The sequence below is a fragment of the Sneathiella sp. P13V-1 genome, from assembly GCF_015143595.1.
Lineage (GTDB): Bacteria > Pseudomonadota > Alphaproteobacteria > Sneathiellales > Sneathiellaceae > Sneathiella.
Map to the genome: position 1 here is coordinate 391467 of NZ_WYEU01000003.1, position 19336 is coordinate 410802.

General features: G+C 47.3%; 15 protein-coding genes. 8 read left to right on the forward strand and 7 right to left on the reverse strand.

The window, feature by feature from the left end; all coding sequences use genetic code 11:
• The first annotated feature begins 34 nt into the window (after positions 1–34).
• The 3 genes from GUA87_RS15005 to GUA87_RS15015 are packed head-to-tail and all read left to right on the forward strand — an operon-like array spanning position 35 to position 2608.
• On the forward strand, positions 35–1045 hold the full coding sequence (locus GUA87_RS15005) for an adenosine deaminase (RefSeq protein ID WP_193717408.1): 1011 nt from the start codon (positions 35–37) through the stop codon (positions 1043–1045).
• Positions 1042–2157 carry a cysteine desulfurase family protein gene (locus tag GUA87_RS15010; RefSeq protein WP_193717409.1) on the forward strand — a complete coding sequence of 372 codons (1116 nt, stop codon included), beginning with the start codon at positions 1042–1044 and terminating at the stop codon, positions 2155–2157. Before GUA87_RS15005 ends, GUA87_RS15010 begins: the two co-directional genes overlap by 4 nt.
• Positions 2158–2170: 13 nt before the next feature.
• The gene (locus tag GUA87_RS15015) at positions 2171–2608 is read left to right on the forward strand and encodes a group III truncated hemoglobin (RefSeq protein WP_193717410.1); all 438 of its coding nucleotides are present in this window, start codon (positions 2171–2173) and stop codon (positions 2606–2608) included.
• On the opposite strand, the gene GUA87_RS15020 is transcribed toward GUA87_RS15015, so the two are convergent.
• Positions 2584–3504, reverse strand: coding sequence for a LysR family transcriptional regulator (locus tag GUA87_RS15020; protein ID WP_193717411.1), 921 nt, complete (start codon positions 3502–3504; stop codon positions 2584–2586). The two genes, GUA87_RS15015 and GUA87_RS15020, sit on opposite strands and share 25 nt — an antisense overlap.
• A 119-nt stretch (positions 3505–3623) precedes the next feature.
• Here GUA87_RS15020 and GUA87_RS15025 point away from each other — a divergent pair, with 119 nt between their 5' ends.
• The 4 genes from GUA87_RS15025 (at position 3624) to GUA87_RS15040 (ending at position 10724) form a co-directional block, all read left to right on the forward strand.
• Positions 3624–4826: a urate hydroxylase PuuD gene (locus tag GUA87_RS15025; RefSeq protein WP_193717412.1), complete on the forward strand. Its 1203-nt coding sequence runs from the start codon at positions 3624–3626 to the stop codon at positions 4824–4826.
• A gap of 53 nt (positions 4827–4879) precedes the next feature.
• The gene (locus tag GUA87_RS15030; protein WP_193717413.1) at positions 4880–5911 is read left to right on the forward strand and encodes a glycosyltransferase; all 1032 of its coding nucleotides are present in this window, start codon (positions 4880–4882) and stop codon (positions 5909–5911) included.
• Between the two features lie 92 nt (positions 5912–6003).
• On the forward strand, positions 6004–7911 hold the full coding sequence (locus GUA87_RS15035; protein ID WP_193717414.1) for an ATP-binding protein: 1908 nt from the start codon (positions 6004–6006) through the stop codon (positions 7909–7911).
• A gap of 5 nt (positions 7912–7916) precedes the next feature.
• Positions 7917–10724, forward strand: a complete 2808-nt coding sequence (locus GUA87_RS15040) for a PAS domain-containing sensor histidine kinase (RefSeq protein WP_193717415.1) — start codon at positions 7917–7919, stop codon at positions 10722–10724.
• A gap of 5 nt (positions 10725–10729) precedes the next feature.
• On the opposite strand, the gene GUA87_RS15045 is transcribed toward GUA87_RS15040, so the two are convergent.
• Together GUA87_RS15045 and GUA87_RS15050 are read right to left on the reverse strand one after the other, a co-directional pair.
• On the reverse strand, positions 10730–11947 hold the full coding sequence (locus GUA87_RS15045) for a serine hydrolase domain-containing protein (protein ID WP_227712039.1): 1218 nt from the start codon (positions 11945–11947) through the stop codon (positions 10730–10732).
• Positions 11948–11971: 24 nt separating this feature from the next.
• Entirely contained in the window at positions 11972–12823 is an 852-nt protein-coding gene (locus GUA87_RS15050; protein ID WP_193717416.1) for a fumarylacetoacetate hydrolase family protein, read from the reverse strand.
• Positions 12824–12997: 174 nt separating this feature from the next.
• Here GUA87_RS15050 and GUA87_RS15055 point away from each other — a divergent pair, with 174 nt between their 5' ends.
• Positions 12998–13759 (forward strand): sulfite exporter TauE/SafE family protein, encoded by a 762-nt coding sequence (locus tag GUA87_RS15055; RefSeq protein WP_193717417.1) that lies wholly within the window; start codon positions 12998–13000, stop codon positions 13757–13759.
• A 2-nt stretch (positions 13760–13761) separates the two neighbouring features.
• On the opposite strand, the gene GUA87_RS15060 is transcribed toward GUA87_RS15055, so the two are convergent.
• From GUA87_RS15060 to acs, 4 genes are all read right to left on the reverse strand, one after another.
• Complete coding sequence (locus tag GUA87_RS15060; protein ID WP_193717418.1) at positions 13762–16518, reverse strand: sensor histidine kinase; 2757 nt, start codon at positions 16516–16518, stop codon at positions 13762–13764.
• A gap of 3 nt (positions 16519–16521) precedes the next feature.
• The gene (locus tag GUA87_RS15065) at positions 16522–16746 is read right to left on the reverse strand and encodes a hypothetical protein (RefSeq protein ID WP_193717419.1); all 225 of its coding nucleotides are present in this window, start codon (positions 16744–16746) and stop codon (positions 16522–16524) included.
• A 5-nt stretch (positions 16747–16751) separates the two neighbouring features.
• Positions 16752–17135: a response regulator transcription factor gene (locus GUA87_RS15070; protein ID WP_193717420.1), complete on the reverse strand. Its 384-nt coding sequence runs from the start codon at positions 17133–17135 to the stop codon at positions 16752–16754.
• A gap of 189 nt (positions 17136–17324) precedes the next feature.
• Complete coding sequence (gene acs, locus GUA87_RS15075) at positions 17325–19265, reverse strand: acetate--CoA ligase (protein WP_193717421.1); 1941 nt, start codon at positions 19263–19265, stop codon at positions 17325–17327.
• Between the last annotated feature and the right edge of the window lie 71 nt (positions 19266–19336).

Below are 19336 nucleotides of genomic sequence, written 5' to 3' on the forward strand. Positions count from 1 at the left end.
AGGGGTTTTATTTTAAGTAAAGGGAGGAATGCACATGACTGATCTCACAGCATTTATTGAAGGCTTACCAAAAGTTGAACTGCATCTTCACATTGAAGGCAGCCTTGAGCCTGAACTCATGTTTGATCTGGCCAAACGCAACAATATTGATCTTCCCTTCAAATCCGTTGAAGAAGTTCGCGCCGCCTACGAGTTTACTGAGTTACAGGATTTTCTGGATATCTACTATCAAGGCATGGGCGTTCTGCAAACCGAGCAGGATTTCTACGATTTGACAGATGCGTATCTTAAAAAAATACACAGCCAGAATGTCATACACACCGAGATTTTCTTCGACCCGCAAGGGCATACCGAGCGTGGCGTTGCTTTTGAAACAGTCATTAACGGCATAACCCGCGCGCTTGATGATGGCTGCAAAAACTATGGCATTAGCAGTGAAGTCATCATGTGCTTTCTGCGGCACCTAAGTGAAGAGGACGCTCTTAAAACTCTTGAAGAGGCCCTCCCCTTTAAAGACCGGATTTTGGGTGTTGGCCTCGACTCCAGCGAACTTGGACACCCCCCTTCAAAATTCCAGCGTGTCTTCGCCAAAGCAAAAGCAGAAGGCTTGAAACTGGTTGCTCACGCAGGTGAAGAAGGCCCACCTGAATATGTGACAGAAGCCCTGGATCTCTTGAAGATTGATCGACTGGATCATGGCAATCGCAGTCTGGAGAATGAGGTGCTGACCAAGCGCCTCGCAGATATGGGCATTGCCCTGACGGTATGTCCGCTTTCCAATTATAAGCTGGCGGGGGTGACGGATATGACCAAACACCCACTCAAAACCATGCTGGACAAGAACCTGAACGCGACCATTAATTCAGATGATCCGGCCTATTTTGGGGGCTATATGACTGAAAATTATTTGGCCGTTTATGAGGCCCTTGACCTTAGCCGAGAAGAACTTGAAACTCTCGCCGAAAACGGAATTAACGCCAGCTTCTGTAGTGAGGCTCGTAAAACTGAGATGCGCAAACAGCTCAACTCATATGTGAGTCAATGACGCAGTATTCCGCTGACAATCCCCTGTTTCTGGATCACATGTCCACAACCCCTGTTGCACCTCAAGTGCAACAGGTTATGGCGGACTGTCTGAACAAACCTCATGCGCCCCCTAAATCAAAGCGCCTGATTACCCAGGCGCAAAGCTCAGTTGCGGATCTGATCGGCGCCAAATCCGACGAGATTATTTTCACCTCAGGGGCGACAGAAGCAAATAACCTGGCGATCTTGGGTAGCTGCTCCGGACAAACGCCAAAAACAATCCTGACCACAGCTATTGAGCACAGTTCAGTCCTTGCCCCTATAAGGCAGCTAGAGAAATCCGGTTTCAATATTGAATTCCTGAGATTGAACTCAAACGGCACGGTCGACCTAGACGCATTGGCAACAAAGTTGAAGCAACCGAATGTGGCTCTCATATCCATTCAAGGGGCTAATAACGAACTTCCCATCAGGCAACCGATTGAACACATCGCCCAGATGACCAAAAAAGCAGGTTCCCTTTTTCACGTGGATGCCTCCCAATCCATAATTGGCCAGCATTTAGACGTCAGTCAATTTCCTGTTGATATGGTCAGCTTGTCTTCACAGAAGATCTATGGCCCACAAGGTATTGGCGCGCTGTTTGTAAGACGAAATGTAAATCTTCGTCCTTTGATGTTCGGCGGGGAACAACAATATGGATTGCGCCCGGGAACAATGCCTTTGTTTCTGATATTGGGGTTTGCAAAGGCTTGTGAGCTCGCAAAAGAAAACGCGCTGTCCGACAAAGCCCATCTCAATATGTTGAAAGAAGAGTTTGTCACAATTTTGAGTAAGACAACAAATCGCTTCGCACTACATTCCGGTAGTCCCAACTCCGGGAACCCCTCCTTAATCAGCATTCATATGGATGGCGTTCAAGCAGAAGAGATATTGGATCGCCTGCCGGAGCTTACCATATCTACAGGCGCCGCGTGTGAACGTGAACAGGGACGCCCCTCTCACGTTCTTAACGCTCTCGGCTACGATGCAATCATCGCCGCAGAGACACTCCGCATCGGCATGGGGCGTTATGTCACAAGGCAGGACGCCCATTACGCTGCTAATATGATTGCCAGCTTATTGAAGTGATGGATGGAAAGTAATGTATCCCCGTGACCCAGAAACCGGGCGTTTGATCCGCCCGATCAGAATTCCCAATGACCAAATTGTCACCATGGTAGATCGGTTCTATGAGAAGGTGCGGGCGCATTCCGAACTTGGCCCCATTTTCAATAACACCATTGGGGACAAATGGGACCATCATTTGCCTAAGATGTATAGCTTCTGGTCCTCTGTGCTAAATAGCAGCGGTACTTACTCGGGCAATCCAATGGCAGCCCATATTACTTTGAAAGAAAAGGTCGTCCCCCCGAACTTCGGGCAATGGCTGACCCTCTTCAAAGAAACATTGGATGAATTGTTCGTCCCTGAGGATGTAGAGTTCATCTATGGCAAGGCATCAAATATCGCCCAAAGCCTCTCCCTTGGCATGTTCTACAATCCCGCCAGCCCGCATCATATTCCACCGGAAGCTTCCTGAAAAATCGGATCATTCTGAAAATGTTTTTTCAGATGATCCAGTGTCACTCGAACCTTCGGCGGCGTAATATGACCTTGTGGATAGAGTGCTGAGATGGCCACATTCTTTGGATGTAACTCTGGCAACACATGGACAAGTTTTCCTGATCTCAGCTCGCTCTGAATCTCCCAGACTGACTTTAGGGCAATTCCCTGTCCCTCCAGCGCCCATTGCCTAAGCACGTCTCCATTATTGCTATCCAGACTGCCTTTGACACTAAACTTTTGGACCTTTTCTTCACCTTCAAAGATCCATTGGAATTGAGTTGAGCCAGGAAAGCGCAAGAGCAAGCAACTATGCTCAAGCAAATCTTCCGATTTCTGAGGCGTGCCATATTGTTTTAGATATTCAGGAGACGCACATAAAATCCTTGGGCAGTTGGCTAGATGAATGGATTTTAACGAGCTATCTTTGAGCGGGGCGATCCGAACGGCGATATCAACACCTTCGCCGACGATATCTACAATCTCATCTGTCAGCGACAAGCGTATTTCCAATTCTGGATATAGCGCCTGAAGTGCGGGCAAGATTGGCGCAACATGACGGCGCCCCAACACGGTTGGAGCCGTAATCTTGACAGAACCAGAAGGATTTAATCTCCGGGACGATAGGTGCGTTTCCGCCGCCTCCACCTGACGAAGAATGCTTTTGCACTCCTCATAATACTGAAGTGCTTCATCTGTTGGCGTAACTTGACGCGTGGTGCGATTAAGAAGGCGCACACCCAGATGCTTTTCCAAATTTGCAACTCGGGCGCTCACAACAGCTGTGGTAAGTCGCAGTTCCCTGCCCGCTTTTGAAAACCCGTTATGTTCAACAACAGCTACAAAAGCTGTCATATCTTTGAAACTTGCCATTTTATTATCAAAATATTTTTGAAAGTGTGTTCTTTTTATATATCTTTTTCACAAGAATAAAATCCCGTAAACTGCGAAATTCCAATTTTGGGAGAGTGAGAGGTTAAGGAGCGGGGAAGATGGGCTTTGATTTTATGGAATGGCTTCAGCTGGGAATACGTTGGATCCATATCATTACAGGCATCGCATGGATTGGTGCGTCTTTTTACTTTATTTGGCTGGATATGAATCTGGTGCCACCGAAACAAGGTGGTCAGAAAGATAAAGACGGTGTGGGTGGTGAACTTTGGGCCATCCATGGTGGCGGTTTTTATGAAGTTCAAAAATATCGCGTTGCCCCTCCCGCTTTCCCCGATCATCTGCATTGGTTCAAATACGAGGCCTATTTCACCTGGATCAGCGGCTTTGCGCTGCTTGCCGTTCTCTATTATTTTGGGGCGGAAATTTACCTGATCGATAAATCCGTTGCAGATATTTCAACGGATACTGCAATCCTGATCGGCATTGGCTCGCTTGTTGGTGGCTGGGTGGTCTATGACCTCCTCTGCAGAACCCCATTGATCAAGCACCAAGGGGTATTTGGCCTTGTTCTGTTCGTGTTGCTGACTTTGGCGGCATGGGGATTGTCTCACGTCTTCAGCGGACGAGGCGCCTATATTCATGTCGGTGCCATTATTGGCACGATTATGGCCGCCAATGTGTTGATGATTATTATGCCGGGCCAACGTGCTTTGGTGTCCGCTGTTGAAAAAGGGGAGCAGCCAGATCCGGCACCGGGCATTAAGGCCAAGCAGCGCTCTTTGCATAATAACTACTTCACTCTTCCTGTTCTGTTTATCATGATCAGCAACCACTATCCTGGCACCTTTGGTCATGAGTACGGATGGCTGGTATTAGCGGGCCTTGCCCTTGTCGGCATTCTGGTCCGTCACTTCTTCAATATGAAAAACCAAGGCCGTGCGAAACAAGGGTTTGTGCTTCTCCCCATCTCTTTTGTCCTGTTCTTCGTCATCGCCTATATGGCAAGTCCAAACAAGGAAGTTGACACATCAGGACCAAAAGTTGGCTTCAATCAAGTCTTTCAAATCATGCAGGATAGATGTGTAAGTTGTCATTCAGCCAATCCCAGCAATGAAGATTTCCGCCCTGCCCCTAAAGGGGTGAAACTGGATACGGCTGAGGAAATCTTGAGAGAGGTAAGACGTATTAGGCAGCAGGTTGTGGATACCGATGCCATGCCACTTGGCAATATTACCGAGATGACCGAAGAAGAAAGAAAACTTCTAGGTCAATGGATCGCTCAAGGCGCTGGTAAAGACTAACATCAAATCAAGGGCCGCTATACAACCAGCGGCCCTTGTTCTATAAGCCTGATATGGAAAATGATTTAAAATTAATGCAGGCGATAGGCGGGGCGGGGCATGGCGGCGCTGAGAACTTCTTTGTAAATCTCACTCTCGCCTTTGAACGCAATCAACTTAGCCAGAAAGTAGTGACACGCCCTAACGAGGTCCGAGATAGGTTGCTAGCAGAGGGCAACGTAGATGTTCACCACGCCAAATTTGGCGGGATGCTTGATTTTAGCACAAAAAGAACGCTTCAAAAAATCGCCGATGATTATCAGCCTGACATTTTCCTGAGCTGGATGAGCCGTGCAGCCTCCCTCACTCCAAAAGGCCCTTTTCCCAAGGTCGCGCGGATGGGGGGATATTACAAGCTCAAGTATTTTCAAAAATGCGACCATATGGTGGGGATAACTCAGCATCTATGCGATTATATGGTCGAGCAGGGCTGGCCCGCAGATAAAGTTCATTATATCCCCAATTTTATCAACTGGTCTCCTTCCCCTGCGATCAGCCGCGCCGAATTTGATACTCCAAACGATGTTCCGCTTCTCTTATGCCTTGGCAGACTTCATCAGGTAAAGGGTCTGGACACTGCCATTCGTGCCCTTGCAAAGGTTCCGGACGCCCACCTCTGGATAGCAGGTGATGGCCCTTTAAAAGAGGAACTCAAGAAGCTCTCAGAAGATCTATCCCTTACTAATCGTATTCGCTTCCTTGGGTGGCGCACTGATAAAGAAGCATTACTTGCAACTGCTGACATTGTGGTTTTCCCGTCCCGGCAGGAAGGGTTTGGGAACGTCATCCTGGAAGCCTGGGCTTCGAAAACACCAATGGTTGCAACCGCTGCCCAAGGGCCCGCGGCTTACATCAAACAAGGCGAAACCGGTATGATCGGTGAAATTGATAACGTGAAGGAACTGGCGACAAACCTGACTGCTGTCATCGAGTCACCGGCTCTTCGTCAGCGGATCATTGAAAATGGTCACGCATCCTATTTACAGGATTTCACTGAATCCGCGGCACTTAGAAACTGGAAGGATTTTTTTCTCTCAATTTTATAAAAAATTCCAAATAAATTAATTAACTTATATGAAAGCAAATTAATGTTAGATGGTACTTTCAGAACGTATTGAAGTCGTGAAACAAGTACCTTATGAAGAAAACCTTCGGTAAAAGCATCGCTTTTAAACAAGCAAAAACCGCCGCAATTGCTGCCGTTCTGGTGGGGTTTATTTTCAGCGCAGCGCAGCTTGCCTACGACTATGCCACTGAAAAAGAAGACAATCGTAAAACAGCTAATCACATCCTGAATACCATGCGTGGCCCTGCAAGTGAAGCAGCCTACAATCTTAGCAGCGAACTCGCTGAAAAAGTTCTGGATGGAATGATGGAAAATCCCCAGGTGCAGTCTGCGGCTATTTACGCCAAATTCGGCTTTAACACGCAGGAAACCCTCGCAACCAGAACCCGAGATCAATCCAACGAAGCAATTTCTGCGCTCGCCAGCCTTGTCGCTCCTCAGGAAGAAAACTACCATATCGAATTAGTAGAAACATCCACTAATCAACTTATTGGCTCCATGCAGTTAAAAATGGATCCAAACGTTCTCGCTGCTACATTTCTTGACCGGGCAACAGTGGTTTTTCTGGCGGGTTTCTTAAGAAACATCTTCCTGACTTTTGTGCTGGTTTTTGTCTTTTATCGAACACTTACGAAACCCATATCTACAATTGCCAAAAAGATTGAAAGAATTAATGCGAACGCGCCGGACCTCAGCAAACTTGAAATACTGGGAGCCCATAAAGATGACGAACTCGGGCTTTTAGTGGAAGGGTTCAATCGCGCCCTTGAACTTCTCGGAGACAACCTCAAACGCAGGAGAGCTGCAGAATCTGAAATAAGGGATAACATGTATCTTTTTAGAGCGTTGGCACGGAGTAGCTCTGATATTTTCTGGAGTACGGACGCCGGTCTCAAAGTCAGTCTCTTGTCTCTTGAAGCAGAAACTCAGTCCCTCAACAAAGATCTCGGCATCCAAGGCCGGCATCTATTTGATTTTCTTACAGAGTTTTCGGCAGATGATAATTTGTCTACCCTGAAGAAAATCGCAACGGATCGTCAGGATTTCAGGGGAATTCAAATAAAGCTCGATATAGACGGAGAGCCTGCATACTTCTCCTTTCATGGCAGCGTGAAATTGGGGCCAAACAACGAATTTCAAGGATACTTGGGGACTGCAATTGATATAACCGAAGCAATCCACAAAGACCAAGAAATCGCTGCCGCACTTGAGCAACTTCGTCAAGCTCAGAAGATGGAGGCTGTGGGTCAGCTTACCGGAGGCGTTGCGCATGATTTCAACAACCTCCTTGCGGTTATCATCGGAAATCTGGAAATCGTCAGCGATAGCTTGGAAGATCAACCCGAACTAAAAATGATGCTTGAGAAAGCCATCATGTCCGGTGAAAAAGGAGCCCAACTAACACAACAGTTACTCGCCTTTTCCAGAAAGCAGGAATTGAAGCCCAGGGACGTCTTTATCAATGAGCATGTGAGCAATGTTGCTGACATGCTCGAGCGAATTCTGACAAGTGAAATTGTATTTACACTGGATTTGGATGATCATCTTTCAAAATGCTATATTGATGCAGCACAGTTTGAAAATGCCCTGCTCAACCTTTCGATCAATGCCCGTGACGCGATGCCCGGTGGTGGAGAACTTACCATTAGAACGCGCGCGCACAATCAAAACACACCAGTTACTCTGGGCACTAGTGAACTGCAGGAGGGCGAGTATATCAAAGTCAGTGTCATTGACAGAGGCGAAGGTATGACTGAAGACGTCCGCAGCAAAGCGATGGAGCCGTTCTTTACAACCAAGGATGTTGGAAAAGGAAGCGGGATGGGGCTTGCTATGGTATATGGTTTTATTGGACAATCGAAAGGTGCCATGAACATAATCAGCCAGATCGGCGAAGGTACGAGAATTGATTTATACCTTCCGTGCAGTTTGGAAAAGTCAAGTGAGGGACAAAAGCAGAAGTCTCTTCAAGAGAGTTGAGTTGAATGCCTAAGGCAACATGTTACTCGGAAGTAGATTCCGGTTTAACTGAATTGAATTTTGTCAAAAGGATATTGCAAATATCCCAGGATCCGGCGATCGCGTTATCTCCGGAGGGCAAGGTCATAGGCATTAATGCGCATTGGTCTTCTTATAATCTCAAGTTCAACCATGAGGCGATTGAGAACTTAACAGACCTTTTCACAAAAAAAACAGTTTCCGAAATCTTGAAAGCCGCCAGCGGCGCCAAGGAAACGGCTTCCCTTAATAACATTTCGCTTCTTTCAAGGTTGGTTAAAAATAGAAAGTTTGACGCTTCCCTGGTCAATTTCGGAGACTTTTTCACTTTAACCCTAACAGCAAAGGAAGCTGCAGAAATAAACGAAACCGGGCTTCATAGTCTTCAGGATCTCACGACCGCCCTGGAAGCCATCCCGGCACCGGTTTTCTTTAAAGATGCAAACTATATCTACAGGGCCGTAAATCAGGCTTTTCTAGATCATATTGGATACACACGAGAAGAAGTAATCGGTAAAGGGGTTTACGAAGTCTCCCCCAAAGAACAAGCAGATATATTTTACAAGGCAGATGTTGACCTTGTGAACAGTGGCAAACTGCAAACCTATGAAACAAATATTGTGGAAAAAAGTGGTTTCAAAGGCACTGCAATTTTCCACAAAAATATTGTCAGAAATAAAGAAGGTGAGCATCTGGGAATTATCGGCATTATTCTGGACATCACCAAAAGAAAAGAGGCCGAACGGGAAGCACAAGAAAACGCCTCAGTCCTGAACGCCATTATGAAAAACAGCTCAGCGCATATTTTTGTAAAGGATCCTGAAGGCCGATACACCCACGCCAGTGAAACCTTTACCAAAGAGTATGGCTGGCCGCCAGGGTATATGTTGGGAAAAACCGATCATCAACTTTTCCCAAAACCGATAGCTGACAGAATGGTTGAGTGGGATCAACAAGTTGTTGAACGCGGACAGATTCAGATAGAACGTGACGAACTTCCGATAAAAAACGGCACAAAATATTATCTAACCACAGTTTTTTCTTTAAAAGATAAGGATGGGAAACTGATTGGAACCTCGTTGATTGCGGGGGATATTACAGACCAAATCAAGGCTCAAAAAAGGCTGGAGCAAGCCTCAGAACGCCTGGAACATGAAGTAGAAAAACGAACGCGCGCCCTTTCCGTGGAAGTTGCAACGAGGAAGCAGGCAGAAGGTGAACTTCGCAAAATGCTTCAATCCAGCCCAATAGCCGTTGGTATATCTGAGATTGATAGTGGAAGGTTATCTTTTGCCAACGCAAGTTTGTGTAAATTGCTTGGTCGAACTGAAGAACAACTGATTACTGATTCCACATTGCAGTTCTGGCCGGACCTTTCCGTTAGAGCCCACCTTGTGGAGGAGCTTCGTAAAAATGGCAAAACTGTTCCCATAGAAACTCAAGTATATGGGAAAAACAATTCCCTTATCTGGGTTTTGCTGAGCTGGACCAGAGTCTTTATCAATGGCGAGCCCAAAATTGTCTCCTGGCTTCACGAAATTGAGAAAATAAAACATGCGGAAGCTGTTCTGCAGCGGTCCAAAGATGATCTCGAAGAATTGGTTGCCGAACGCACCCAAGAGCTGGAAATAGAAATTGAAGAAAAACAAAAAGTAGAAGAAGCGCTGAGAGACAGGGAACAGCTTCTTGAATCGTATGCCAACGCTAGTTCCGACTGGTTCTGGGGAATGGATAAAGACCTGAAATACAGCACTGTGTCTGATCGGTTTCAAGAACGCACAGGTTTGGACCCATCGGAAATTATTGGCAAACACCGATGGGACTATCTAGACAAATCTGATGGTGCAGATGACCCTTGGACAAGTCATAAACGGACATTGGAGAACCAGGAGCCCTTTCGTGATTTTCCAATTGCACTTAAGCGAAAAGACGGCACAATTTTACATGCTTTGACAAGCGGCGTGCCTACTTTTGATGAGAAAGGCGAATTCACAGGCTACGTTGGGGTTGGTAAGGACGTAAGTGAAGAAGTAACGGCCAGAGAGCACGCTAAAAATGTTGAGCAACAACTGCAACAAGCCCAAAAAATGGAAGCGATAGGTCAGCTCACTGGCGGTATTGCCCATGATTTCAATAATATTCTCGCCATCATCATGGGAAACGCGGAACTGCTGCAAGAAATGGTTCCAGAGGACGACCCTTTACAGAAATTCCTGGAATCCATCGATCGATCTGCAACCCGCGGCGCGCAACTTACCCAACGTTTGCTGGCCTATTCTCGCAAACAGGAATTACGCCCTGTGGAGTTAAGCCTGAATGAACTGATCGCAGGTATTGGTGATATGGTGGAACGGCTGATCGGTGAAACTATCAGGGTACGTTACCAATTCAATACATCCACATCACACGTTCTGGCAGACTCAGGTCAACTTGAAAATGCATTCGTAAATTTATGTATTAACGCCCGCGATGCCATGCCGGACGGTGGCGACCTCGTGATTAAAACAAATAATCTGGTGATTGATGCGAATAATCAGTCCACATATCCTGAACTTGAACCTGGTAATTACAGCTACCTGTGTGTCACAGATACTGGCTCCGGGATGGATGAAGAGACCTTGGCTCATGTATTTGAGCCCTTTTTCACAACAAAGAAGGTTGGCAAGGGTACCGGCTTGGGTCTTAGTATGATTTACGGCTTTGCCAAGCAATCTGGCGGCGCTGCCAAACTGTTCAGCGAGCCCGGAAAAGGAACCCGCGCCCGCATCATCTTGCCTAGTCTGTCAGATGACTAGACCTCTCAATCGATAATCGCCTGATAGACTAACGCTCTCAATTCCTTACGAATTGGATAATAACTGGATGGCAAAAGCTGGGTCGCAAAAATCACGATAAGATCTTCAACCGGATCAACCCAGAAGACGGTGCTTGCCATCCCGCCCCATCCAAAATCACCGGTTGACCCCATCATTTGGGCCTTCGTTGGCTCCAGCATCACCCAGCCGGCGAGGCCAAACCCAACACCCGCGAAAGACACCTCGGAAAACACGGGCTGTCCCATAGAGGCCAAATCACCGGGAAGCTGGTTCTGTATAATAAATTCAACGGTACGGGGGCCTAATATCCGTCCCGCGTCACATTCGCCGCGCATCCGGATCATATCTGCATATTTCAGATAATCCGGAACGGTACTCAATAATCCACCGCCACCAGAGAAACAGGTTACTGTTCCCTGCTCATAAATGCTTTTTTCAGGATCATCTACAAGCGTCAGGAGGCCTTTGTCAGTCGGCGTATAACTCGCTGCCAATCGATCCGCATTGACATTTTCGATAGCGAATGAGGTATCCGACATTCCGAGAGGATCAATGATCATCTCTTGAAGATACAGGTCCAGAGGCTTACCACTGATCACTTCAACCAATCGCCCAATCACGTCAGTTGAAACGCTGTAATTCCATCTTGCACCTGGTTGGAATTTTAAGGGGAGCGTTGCAAGATGATTGATTTTCTCTTCCAGGGTTCCCCCTCGCGGCCCGAAATTAATTTTTTGATCCGCGTATTCTGTCTCCAGAACTCCCAGATTAAAATCGTATGTCAAACCTGAACAATGGGTAAGAAGATGATGAATTGTCGGCTTCACCTCGCAAGGAACCGTATCATCAATAGATTGCGCGTTTTCGCGCAACACTCTCATATCTTTAAAAGCTGGAATGAAATCTTCTATTGGGTCATCCAGATGGAACAACCCTTTTTCATAAAGCGTCATTAAAGCGAAGGAAGAAATGGGCTTTGTCATGGAATAAAAGCGGGCAATGGTGTCCCCTTCCCACATTTTATTCCGCTCAACATCACGCAAACCAGTCCAATTGGAGTAGACCACCTCTCCGCGGCGGCTAACCAAAGCCTGTGCACCTGGAAGTTTTCCTGCCTCGACATACCGCTCCATCCAAGATGTGATATTTTCGAGGCGCTCCGTAGACATGCCCATAAGTTCTGGTCGTTGCGTGATTTTCATTTCTTCCCCCGCTTTTTATTTTCTTTAAGGGCGCGCCTCGATTGTCATTTGCGACTGACGACCAAGCCCTTCAACTTCCATTTCAATTTTCTGACCAACTTTCAAGTAAACCGGTTCTGGCTTTATGCCCATACCTACTCCTGGAGGTGTTCCAGTTGAGATCACATCGCCTGGCATCAGAGTCATAAACTGGCTGAGATATGACACTATTGTCGTCACATCAAAGATCATGGTCTGTGTCGTACCATTCTGATAACGTTTTCCATCAACATCAAGCCACATAGAAAGGTTCTGTGGATCCGCGATCTCGTCTTTTGTCACCATCCACGGTCCCATTGGCGCAAATGTGTCATGGCTCTTACCTTTGATCCATTGACCAGAACGCTCTGTCTGAAATGCGCGTTCTGACACGTCGTTGACCGCACAATATCCGGCCACATAATCCAAAGCCTCGTCCTTGGAGACATACTTGGCGCGCTTGCCAATCACAACACCAAGTTCAACTTCCCAGTCGGTTTTCACAGAGCCACGTGGGATTTCGATATCATCGTTTGGCCCACAGATGGAAGTGGTTGCTTTTGCAAACACGATAGGCTCTTCTGGGATCGGGTTGCCGGTCTCTTCAGCATGATCAGAATAATTCAGACCAATACAGATAAGTTTACCCACATTCCCAACACAGGCTCCAATACGAACACCTTCATCGACAAGTGGTAAGGATGTTGGGTCAATTGCTTTCAGTTCTTCAAGCGCCTCATCCCCCAGAATGCTGCTATCAATATCCGCAACTTTTCCTTCAAGGCTTCTAATCCGCCCCTCTTGATCCAAAACGCCTGGTTTTTCTGCGCCGGCTTCGCCAAATCTGATCAATTTCATGACTTTTCCTCTTAGATACTGTTTTCCCTGTTGTAGCACAGCCTATACCATCACCGATAGATGAGCTTATCCCACCTGATGAAAAGATTGACCTTTGAATTAACTTTCCCGACTGGTGGAATTATCGCACAATAGGTCAAAATAGATGTCTCACAGAAACAAGCTCCTTCCAAAATGCTCGCTGATCTTATCAATGCAATAAATCCGTTTCATCTTGCCGTAATCTGTGCAGCTTTTTTTTGCGGCGGCTTAGTTAAGGGGACATCTTCTTTCGGGCTTCCTACTGTTTCCGTTCCAATACTTATCACTGTACTCCCACTTCCCACAGCTCTCGCCGTGCTCGCTGTTCCCTTGGTGCTGAGCAATGTCTTCCAGATGATTGTTTCGGGCGGAATTAAGGCCGCTATTAAACGACATTGGCCACTTTATCTTGCCATCCTTCTCACACTGCCGATCGGGGTATATTTCCTCGCCATCGCAGATATATCGCTCCTCACGATTATTCTGGGCGTAGCGTTGGTGATTGTGACCTCTCTTGAGCTATTCGGCATTCCACTAACCTTCCTGAAAAAACATGAAAATATCTACGGCCCTATCATAGGTGTGGTCTCTGGCATCATAGGGGGGATGACATCTCTTTTTGCCATATTACCGATTTTTTTCATGGTGGCATTAGGGTTGGAAAAAGAGAAATTTGTCTCAGCCGTCAGCGTCATGCTGTGCTCTGGCAGTGTACTTCTCGCCATTTGCCTTCAGCGTACCGATAACCTCGGGTCATTAGAATTACTATATGGCGTCATTGGCATGATCCCCATCATTATCGGGATATGGCTTGGCACGAAACTCCGCGACCGAGTTGATCAGGTGAAATTTCGCAAGTTCGTATTGGGGCTTATTTTTGTGATTGGCCTGTCGATGATCTACCGAGCTGTTTAGAATTATTCACCTGCAATTGCAGTAGTATTCTGTTCTGGGATAGGAACAGTAAACATAAAGCGCGCACCGCCTTTTGACATGTTTTCGACCCAGATTTCACCACCTAAATAGGTGACAATCTGACGACAGATAGCAAGCCCAAGCCCTGACCCTTGTGGCTTCGCCCCACTAATACCAACACTTTGATGAAAGCGTTCAAAAATTTTCTCTTTAAGCGGAGCAGGAACTCCCAGACCGTTATCTTCCACGGAAACAAGCACGCTACCTTGATCACTTCTAACCTTCAGCCAGATTTTTCCTCCAGATGGATCACAGAATTTAACCGCATTGGAAATCAAGTTGATTACGACTTGAATTAATTGATCTCTATCCGCGTGAACAGTTGGCAGAAAATCCGGTATATCAAGGAACAACTCAATCTTATGCTCTGTCACCAGGCCCTGCAGCGCTTTCACACCATCTTTAATGGCATCCGCCACATCGACTTCTTCCAGTGACCAATCCATTCGCCCTGCTTCCATTTTGGCCAAGTCCAGCAATTGATCAATAAGTCGGGTAAGGCGGTCACTTTCCGTGATTATCACACCCAAGAATTGATCCCGCTCTTCGCTACTGACCCCAGGGTTATCCTGTAGAATCTCACCAAACGCCTTCAAACTTGTTAGAGGAGTACGCAGTTCATGGCTCACCATGGATAAGAAATCATCTTTCAGGCTGTCCAGTTCCTGAAGGCGGGTGTTTGCCATTTGAAGTTGATCTGTAGCAGCTTGAAGTGCCGCAGATTTCTGCTCAAGTTCATGGCTATATTCGATGACCTGACTGGTCTCATCCAAAATACGATACACCTCGTCAAGACTAACGATTTCACCCTTAACGATGGATCCAATCAGAACGCGTGCCGTCGCAGAACCAATCGAGCCGGCAAGCAACCGTTCCGCATATTCCAATAGCGCTGAATCCACACTCTGCCCTTTTCGAAGTACGAGATCATTTTCAGATGCGTATTTTTCAAAAGCCTCTTCAACACGCCGCACACCAACAAACCGGCCAACAAGCGCCTGTAGCTCTCCAACTGTTGCGGTGCCGCGCCAATAACTGCTGTCACTTCCCCGTTCGGTCAGACGGAAGACATCAACAAACAATTTGGCTTGAATGCGTTCAATGGCTGCCTGTTGAGTGAGCAACGACACCACCCAGTAGCTACCGATATTGGCGACCATGCTCCAGAACAAAGCATGGGTTAAGCGATCAAATCCTTCCATCCCAAATAGAGAGTAAGGCTTGAGCCACTCTATTCCAAAAGGACCGTGACTGATAAAGCTAAAGGGTAGCCAACCGGATTGCGCAAGCGATGGTAGGAACAAAGTATACATCCACACCGCAAACCCCATCAAAAGCCCTACCAAAGCCCCTTTAAAAGTCGCATTCTGCCAGAAAATACCGCCGATAATAGCTGGCGCGAACTGAGCAGCACCGGCAAATGATACTAGACCAATGGTTACAAGCGAGTAGCTTTCACTTGCGAAACGGTAGTATCCATATCCCAAGATCAAAATAAGGAAAATACTGGTTCGGCGGATCGCCAGCAGAAGACCGGTGAGGTCTTCTTGCTGCCTTACCTGAAACCAGCGGGATCTAAGAACAAGTGGCATGATCAAATCATTGCAGACCATTGTCGCCAGAGCGATCGCAGCCACAATCACCATGGAAGTTGCCGCGGATAACCCTCCGATAAAGGCAATCAATGATATCATCCCATGGTCATAGTAAAGCGGTAGTGTCAGTACAAACATGTCAGCGTCGACCGGTGTGCTGGCAAAAGCCAAACGTCCTCCAAGTGCAATTGGAAGGACGAAGATATTAATGATCAGCAGATAGGCCGGGAACAACCATGCGGCCTTACGAAGATACTCTTCTTCCGCGTTCTCGACTGCGGTAATGTAGAACTGCCGCGGCAAACAGACAATCGCCGCCATTGAGAGCAACGTCATGGTCACCCACAAACTATACCCCTCACCATCACTGATGGTGAAAAGCGATTGAAGTGCCGGATCGACAAAGGCACGTTCAAAAATATCCCCAAATCCATCAAAAATACCATAGGTAACAAAGATACCAACGGTTAAGAACGCCACCAGCTTCACAAGACTTTCAAAGGCAATGGCTGCGACAAGGCCTTCATGATGCTCACTTGCATCGATATGCCGGGTTCCAAAAAGGATCGAAAACAACGCAAGGGCAATCGCGACAATCAATGTGGTATCCATAAAGAAAATAGGGTCCGCAGGAATTTCAGGCACCCTGCCCCCGCCAGATGACGTCACCAAAATACGGAAACTTGTCGCAATGGACTTAAGCTGAAGTGAAATATACGGCATCGTACCAATCACCGCGATGATGGTGACCAAACCGCCAATAGACGCTCGTTTGCCATAACGGGAAGAGACGAAGTCTGCGATTGAAGTGATGCGATGCTGTTTGCAGATCCGAATAATTTTAATCCAGATGAAAGGCCAGAAGACAAAAACGAGGGTTGGCCCTAAATAAATCGGCAGGAAATCAAGGCCGGTGGTCGCGGCCCGCCCCACACTTCCATAAAACGTCCAGGACGTACAAAAAACAGCAATGGATAAGGTATAAACATAAGGATTACGGGACATGAGACGCCTGATGCCCGCGCGATTATCCACATAATGGGCAATGGCAAACAAGAGGCCCAAATAAAGAAAAGAGACGGTGAGAACAACACTACTTGGCATTGCCTAATCCGTCTTATCCAATGGTGGAATTTTCATCCCGCGCCTTGCGCCAACCGCGATGAACAGGATCATCAAAGCCCAAAAGCCATACAAATATATGAAGGCGAGAGGGAAATCGAAAACCAGTTCCGGTTTATCGAAAACATACAGAAGCGGCGGTGATACCCCAATCAGGAACAGGCAGAATACCAGAATTGTCCATTCTTTCTTTCGACCTGTCCGTTGCATCGCAGTTACCCTACTTGACCTTCCATCCCGACCAGACGCTTCACGGCCTCTCCAAGATTTCTCGTGGAGAACGGTTTTGTCATGAACTCATCTGCCCCCAAAGCAATAGCTTTCTCTCTATCCGCATCCCGACTTTTCGCCGAAAGCATGATAATCTTTAAATTCTGACAAGCCGGGTTTCGCCGGATTTGTTCACATACCGAAAATCCATCCTGTTTCGGCAACATGATATCCAGCAGAACAATATCTGGAACATAATCCTCGATAGCTCTCAGTGCCTGCTCTCCGTCAGAGGCAACCCGGACCGCAAAGCCCAACTGCCTCATAATAAACTGAAGCGACAGCACGATGTTTGGCTCATCTTCTACAACAAGTGCAGTATATGACATTCGGCCGCGACCCTCCCACCTGGCACGACGATGACGGCTTGCCTCCCCAATTTGTTTTCTCTTTGGAAAATAAGGCAAAACAGCCAACACACAACATCAGTCAAGTCTAACGCACTTTAGACCCTCTTGTCATGTAACAAAACGGGGCGGTTAGACCGCCCCGTATGTTACACGTTAATCGACTTACATTTATCGGTTCATCCGGTTTTCGATAAGCTCATCAACGACCGCAGGTTCCGCTAACGTGGATGTATCACCAAGGCTGCCATAATCATTTTCGGCAATTTTGCGAAGAATTCGTCGCATGATCTTTCCAGACCGTGTTTTTGGAAGACCTGGCGCCCATTGAATAAGATCAGGTGAGGCAATCGGACCAATTTCGTGACGGACCCATTTCACCAGGTCTTTGCGAAGATCATCTGAAGGTTCGACACCTGCATTCAAAGTGACATAAGCGTAAATGCCCTGCCCCTTAATGTCATGAGGATAGCCCACAACAGCAGCTTCTGACACATTTTCATGCGCCACAAGCGCGCTTTCGACTTCAGCCGTCCCCATTCTGTGACCGGAGACATTGATCACATCATCGACACGACCGGTGATCCAGTAATACCCATCGGCATCACGGCGCGCGCCATCACCTGAGAAATAACGTCCCTTGAAGTTAGAGAAGTAAGTCTGGATAAACCGTTCATGGTCGCCATAAACGGTCCGCATCTGACCTGGCCAGCTATCCTTGATGCAAAGAACGCCTTCACATTCACCTTCCAGGACATTGCCATCATTATCCACCATCAAAGGCTCGACACCAAAGAAGGGGCGTGTTGCGGATCCTGGTTTCAGGTCGGTAGCGCCGGGAAGCGGTGTGATCAGAATACCGCCAGTTTCCGTCTGCCACCATGTATCCACAATCTGGCAACGACCGTCACCCACAACATCATGATACCAGCGCCAGGCTTCCGGATTGATCGGCTCCCCAACAGACCCCAGAAGGCGCAAAGACTTACGTGAAGTGGACTTAACAGGATCATCCCCCGCTTGCATCAACGCACGGATCGCCGTTGGCGCCGTATAGAAGATGTTTACATTGTGCTTGTCACACACATCCCAGAAACGGGACATGGTTGGATAGTTCGGCACCCCTTCAAACATCAGGGTTGTCGCACCATTTGCAAGCGGTCCATACAGAATATAGCTGTGGCCGGTCACCCAACCCACATCAGCGGTACACCAGTAGATATCACCGTCATGATAATCAAACACATACTGATGGGTCATGGACGCATAAACGATATAACCACCACATGTATGCATCACACCTTTTGGCTGACCAGTGGAGCCGGAAGTATAGAGAATAAACAGTGGATCTTCGGCGTTCATTTCTTCCGGAGCGCAATCTTCAGAAGCTTCGGCCATCGCTTCGTGATACCACACATCACGACCTTCAACCCAGTTGATGTCATTACCGGTATGCTTCACCACAATACATTTCACATCTTTCCCGCTGTGGTCGATGCCTTCATCCGTATTGGCTTTAAGTGGGATCAGACGGCCACCGCGGATACCTTCATCTGCCGTAATCACACAGTTACTGTCACAGTCAGAAATACGCCCCGCCAAAGCCTCAGGCGAGAAACCACCAAACACAACGGAGTGAACCGCACCAATCCGCGCACAAGCCAGCATGGCAACAGCCGCTTCTACGATCATCGGCAGATAAATGGTGACACGGTCGCCTTTTTTAACGCCTTGCGCCTTCAAAACATTGGAGAATTTACAAACCAGCTTATGGAGCTCTCTATAAGTGAGCTTCATATCCTGATCAGGTTCATCCCCTTCCCAGATAATCGCTGTTTGATCACCGCGTGTTTCCAAATGGCGGTCGATACAGTTGGCACTGACGTTCAACGTACCGTCATAGAACCATTTAATGTGAAGATCTTCAGCATCGAAAGAAACATCTTTGACCTTTGTGTAAGGTTTTATCCAGTCAACGCGCTTACCATGTTCTCCCCAGAACGCTTCTGGATCCTTGATGGAGGCGTCATACATTTCCTGATATTTCGCATTATCCACCCACGCGGATTTCGCCAGCTCTTCCGGTACCGGATAGACTTCTCTGTCAGACATTTCCTTAGTTCCCTTAAATCACACCGACCTGTTTTTCTGAGGGTGTCAGTGCTCCCTTTGGGTGCATTCGA

Coding starts and splice junctions, on each gene's coding strand:
- GUA87_RS15055 (WP_193717417.1), top strand. CDS start 12,998: ATGCTCGCTGATCTTATCAATGCAATAAATCCGTTTCATCTTGCCGTA.
- GUA87_RS15070 (WP_193717420.1), bottom strand. CDS start 17,135: ATGTCATATACTGCACTTGTTGTAGAAGATGAGCCAAACATCGTGCTG.
- GUA87_RS15010 (WP_193717409.1), top strand. CDS start 1,042: ATGACGCAGTATTCCGCTGACAATCCCCTGTTTCTGGATCACATGTCC.
- GUA87_RS15030 (WP_193717413.1), top strand. CDS start 4,880: ATGGAAAATGATTTAAAATTAATGCAGGCGATAGGCGGGGCGGGGCAT.
- GUA87_RS15020 (WP_193717411.1), bottom strand. CDS start 3,504: ATGGCAAGTTTCAAAGATATGACAGCTTTTGTAGCTGTTGTTGAACAT.
- GUA87_RS15035 (WP_193717414.1), top strand. CDS start 6,004: ATGAAGAAAACCTTCGGTAAAAGCATCGCTTTTAAACAAGCAAAAACC.
- GUA87_RS15025 (WP_193717412.1), top strand. CDS start 3,624: ATGGGCTTTGATTTTATGGAATGGCTTCAGCTGGGAATACGTTGGATC.
- GUA87_RS15005 (WP_193717408.1), top strand. CDS start 35: ATGACTGATCTCACAGCATTTATTGAAGGCTTACCAAAAGTTGAACTG.
- GUA87_RS15050 (WP_193717416.1), bottom strand. CDS start 12,823: ATGAAATTGATCAGATTTGGCGAAGCCGGCGCAGAAAAACCAGGCGTT.
- GUA87_RS15045 (WP_227712039.1), bottom strand. CDS start 11,947: ATGAAAATCACGCAACGACCAGAACTTATGGGCATGTCTACGGAGCGC.
- GUA87_RS15060 (WP_193717418.1), bottom strand. CDS start 16,518: ATGCCAAGTAGTGTTGTTCTCACCGTCTCTTTTCTTTATTTGGGCCTC.
- GUA87_RS15065 (WP_193717419.1), bottom strand. CDS start 16,746: ATGCAACGGACAGGTCGAAAGAAAGAATGGACAATTCTGGTATTCTGC.
- GUA87_RS15040 (WP_193717415.1), top strand. CDS start 7,917: ATGCCTAAGGCAACATGTTACTCGGAAGTAGATTCCGGTTTAACTGAA.
- acs (WP_193717421.1), bottom strand. CDS start 19,265: ATGTCTGACAGAGAAGTCTATCCGGTACCGGAAGAGCTGGCGAAATCC.
- GUA87_RS15015 (WP_193717410.1), top strand. CDS start 2,171: ATGTATCCCCGTGACCCAGAAACCGGGCGTTTGATCCGCCCGATCAGA.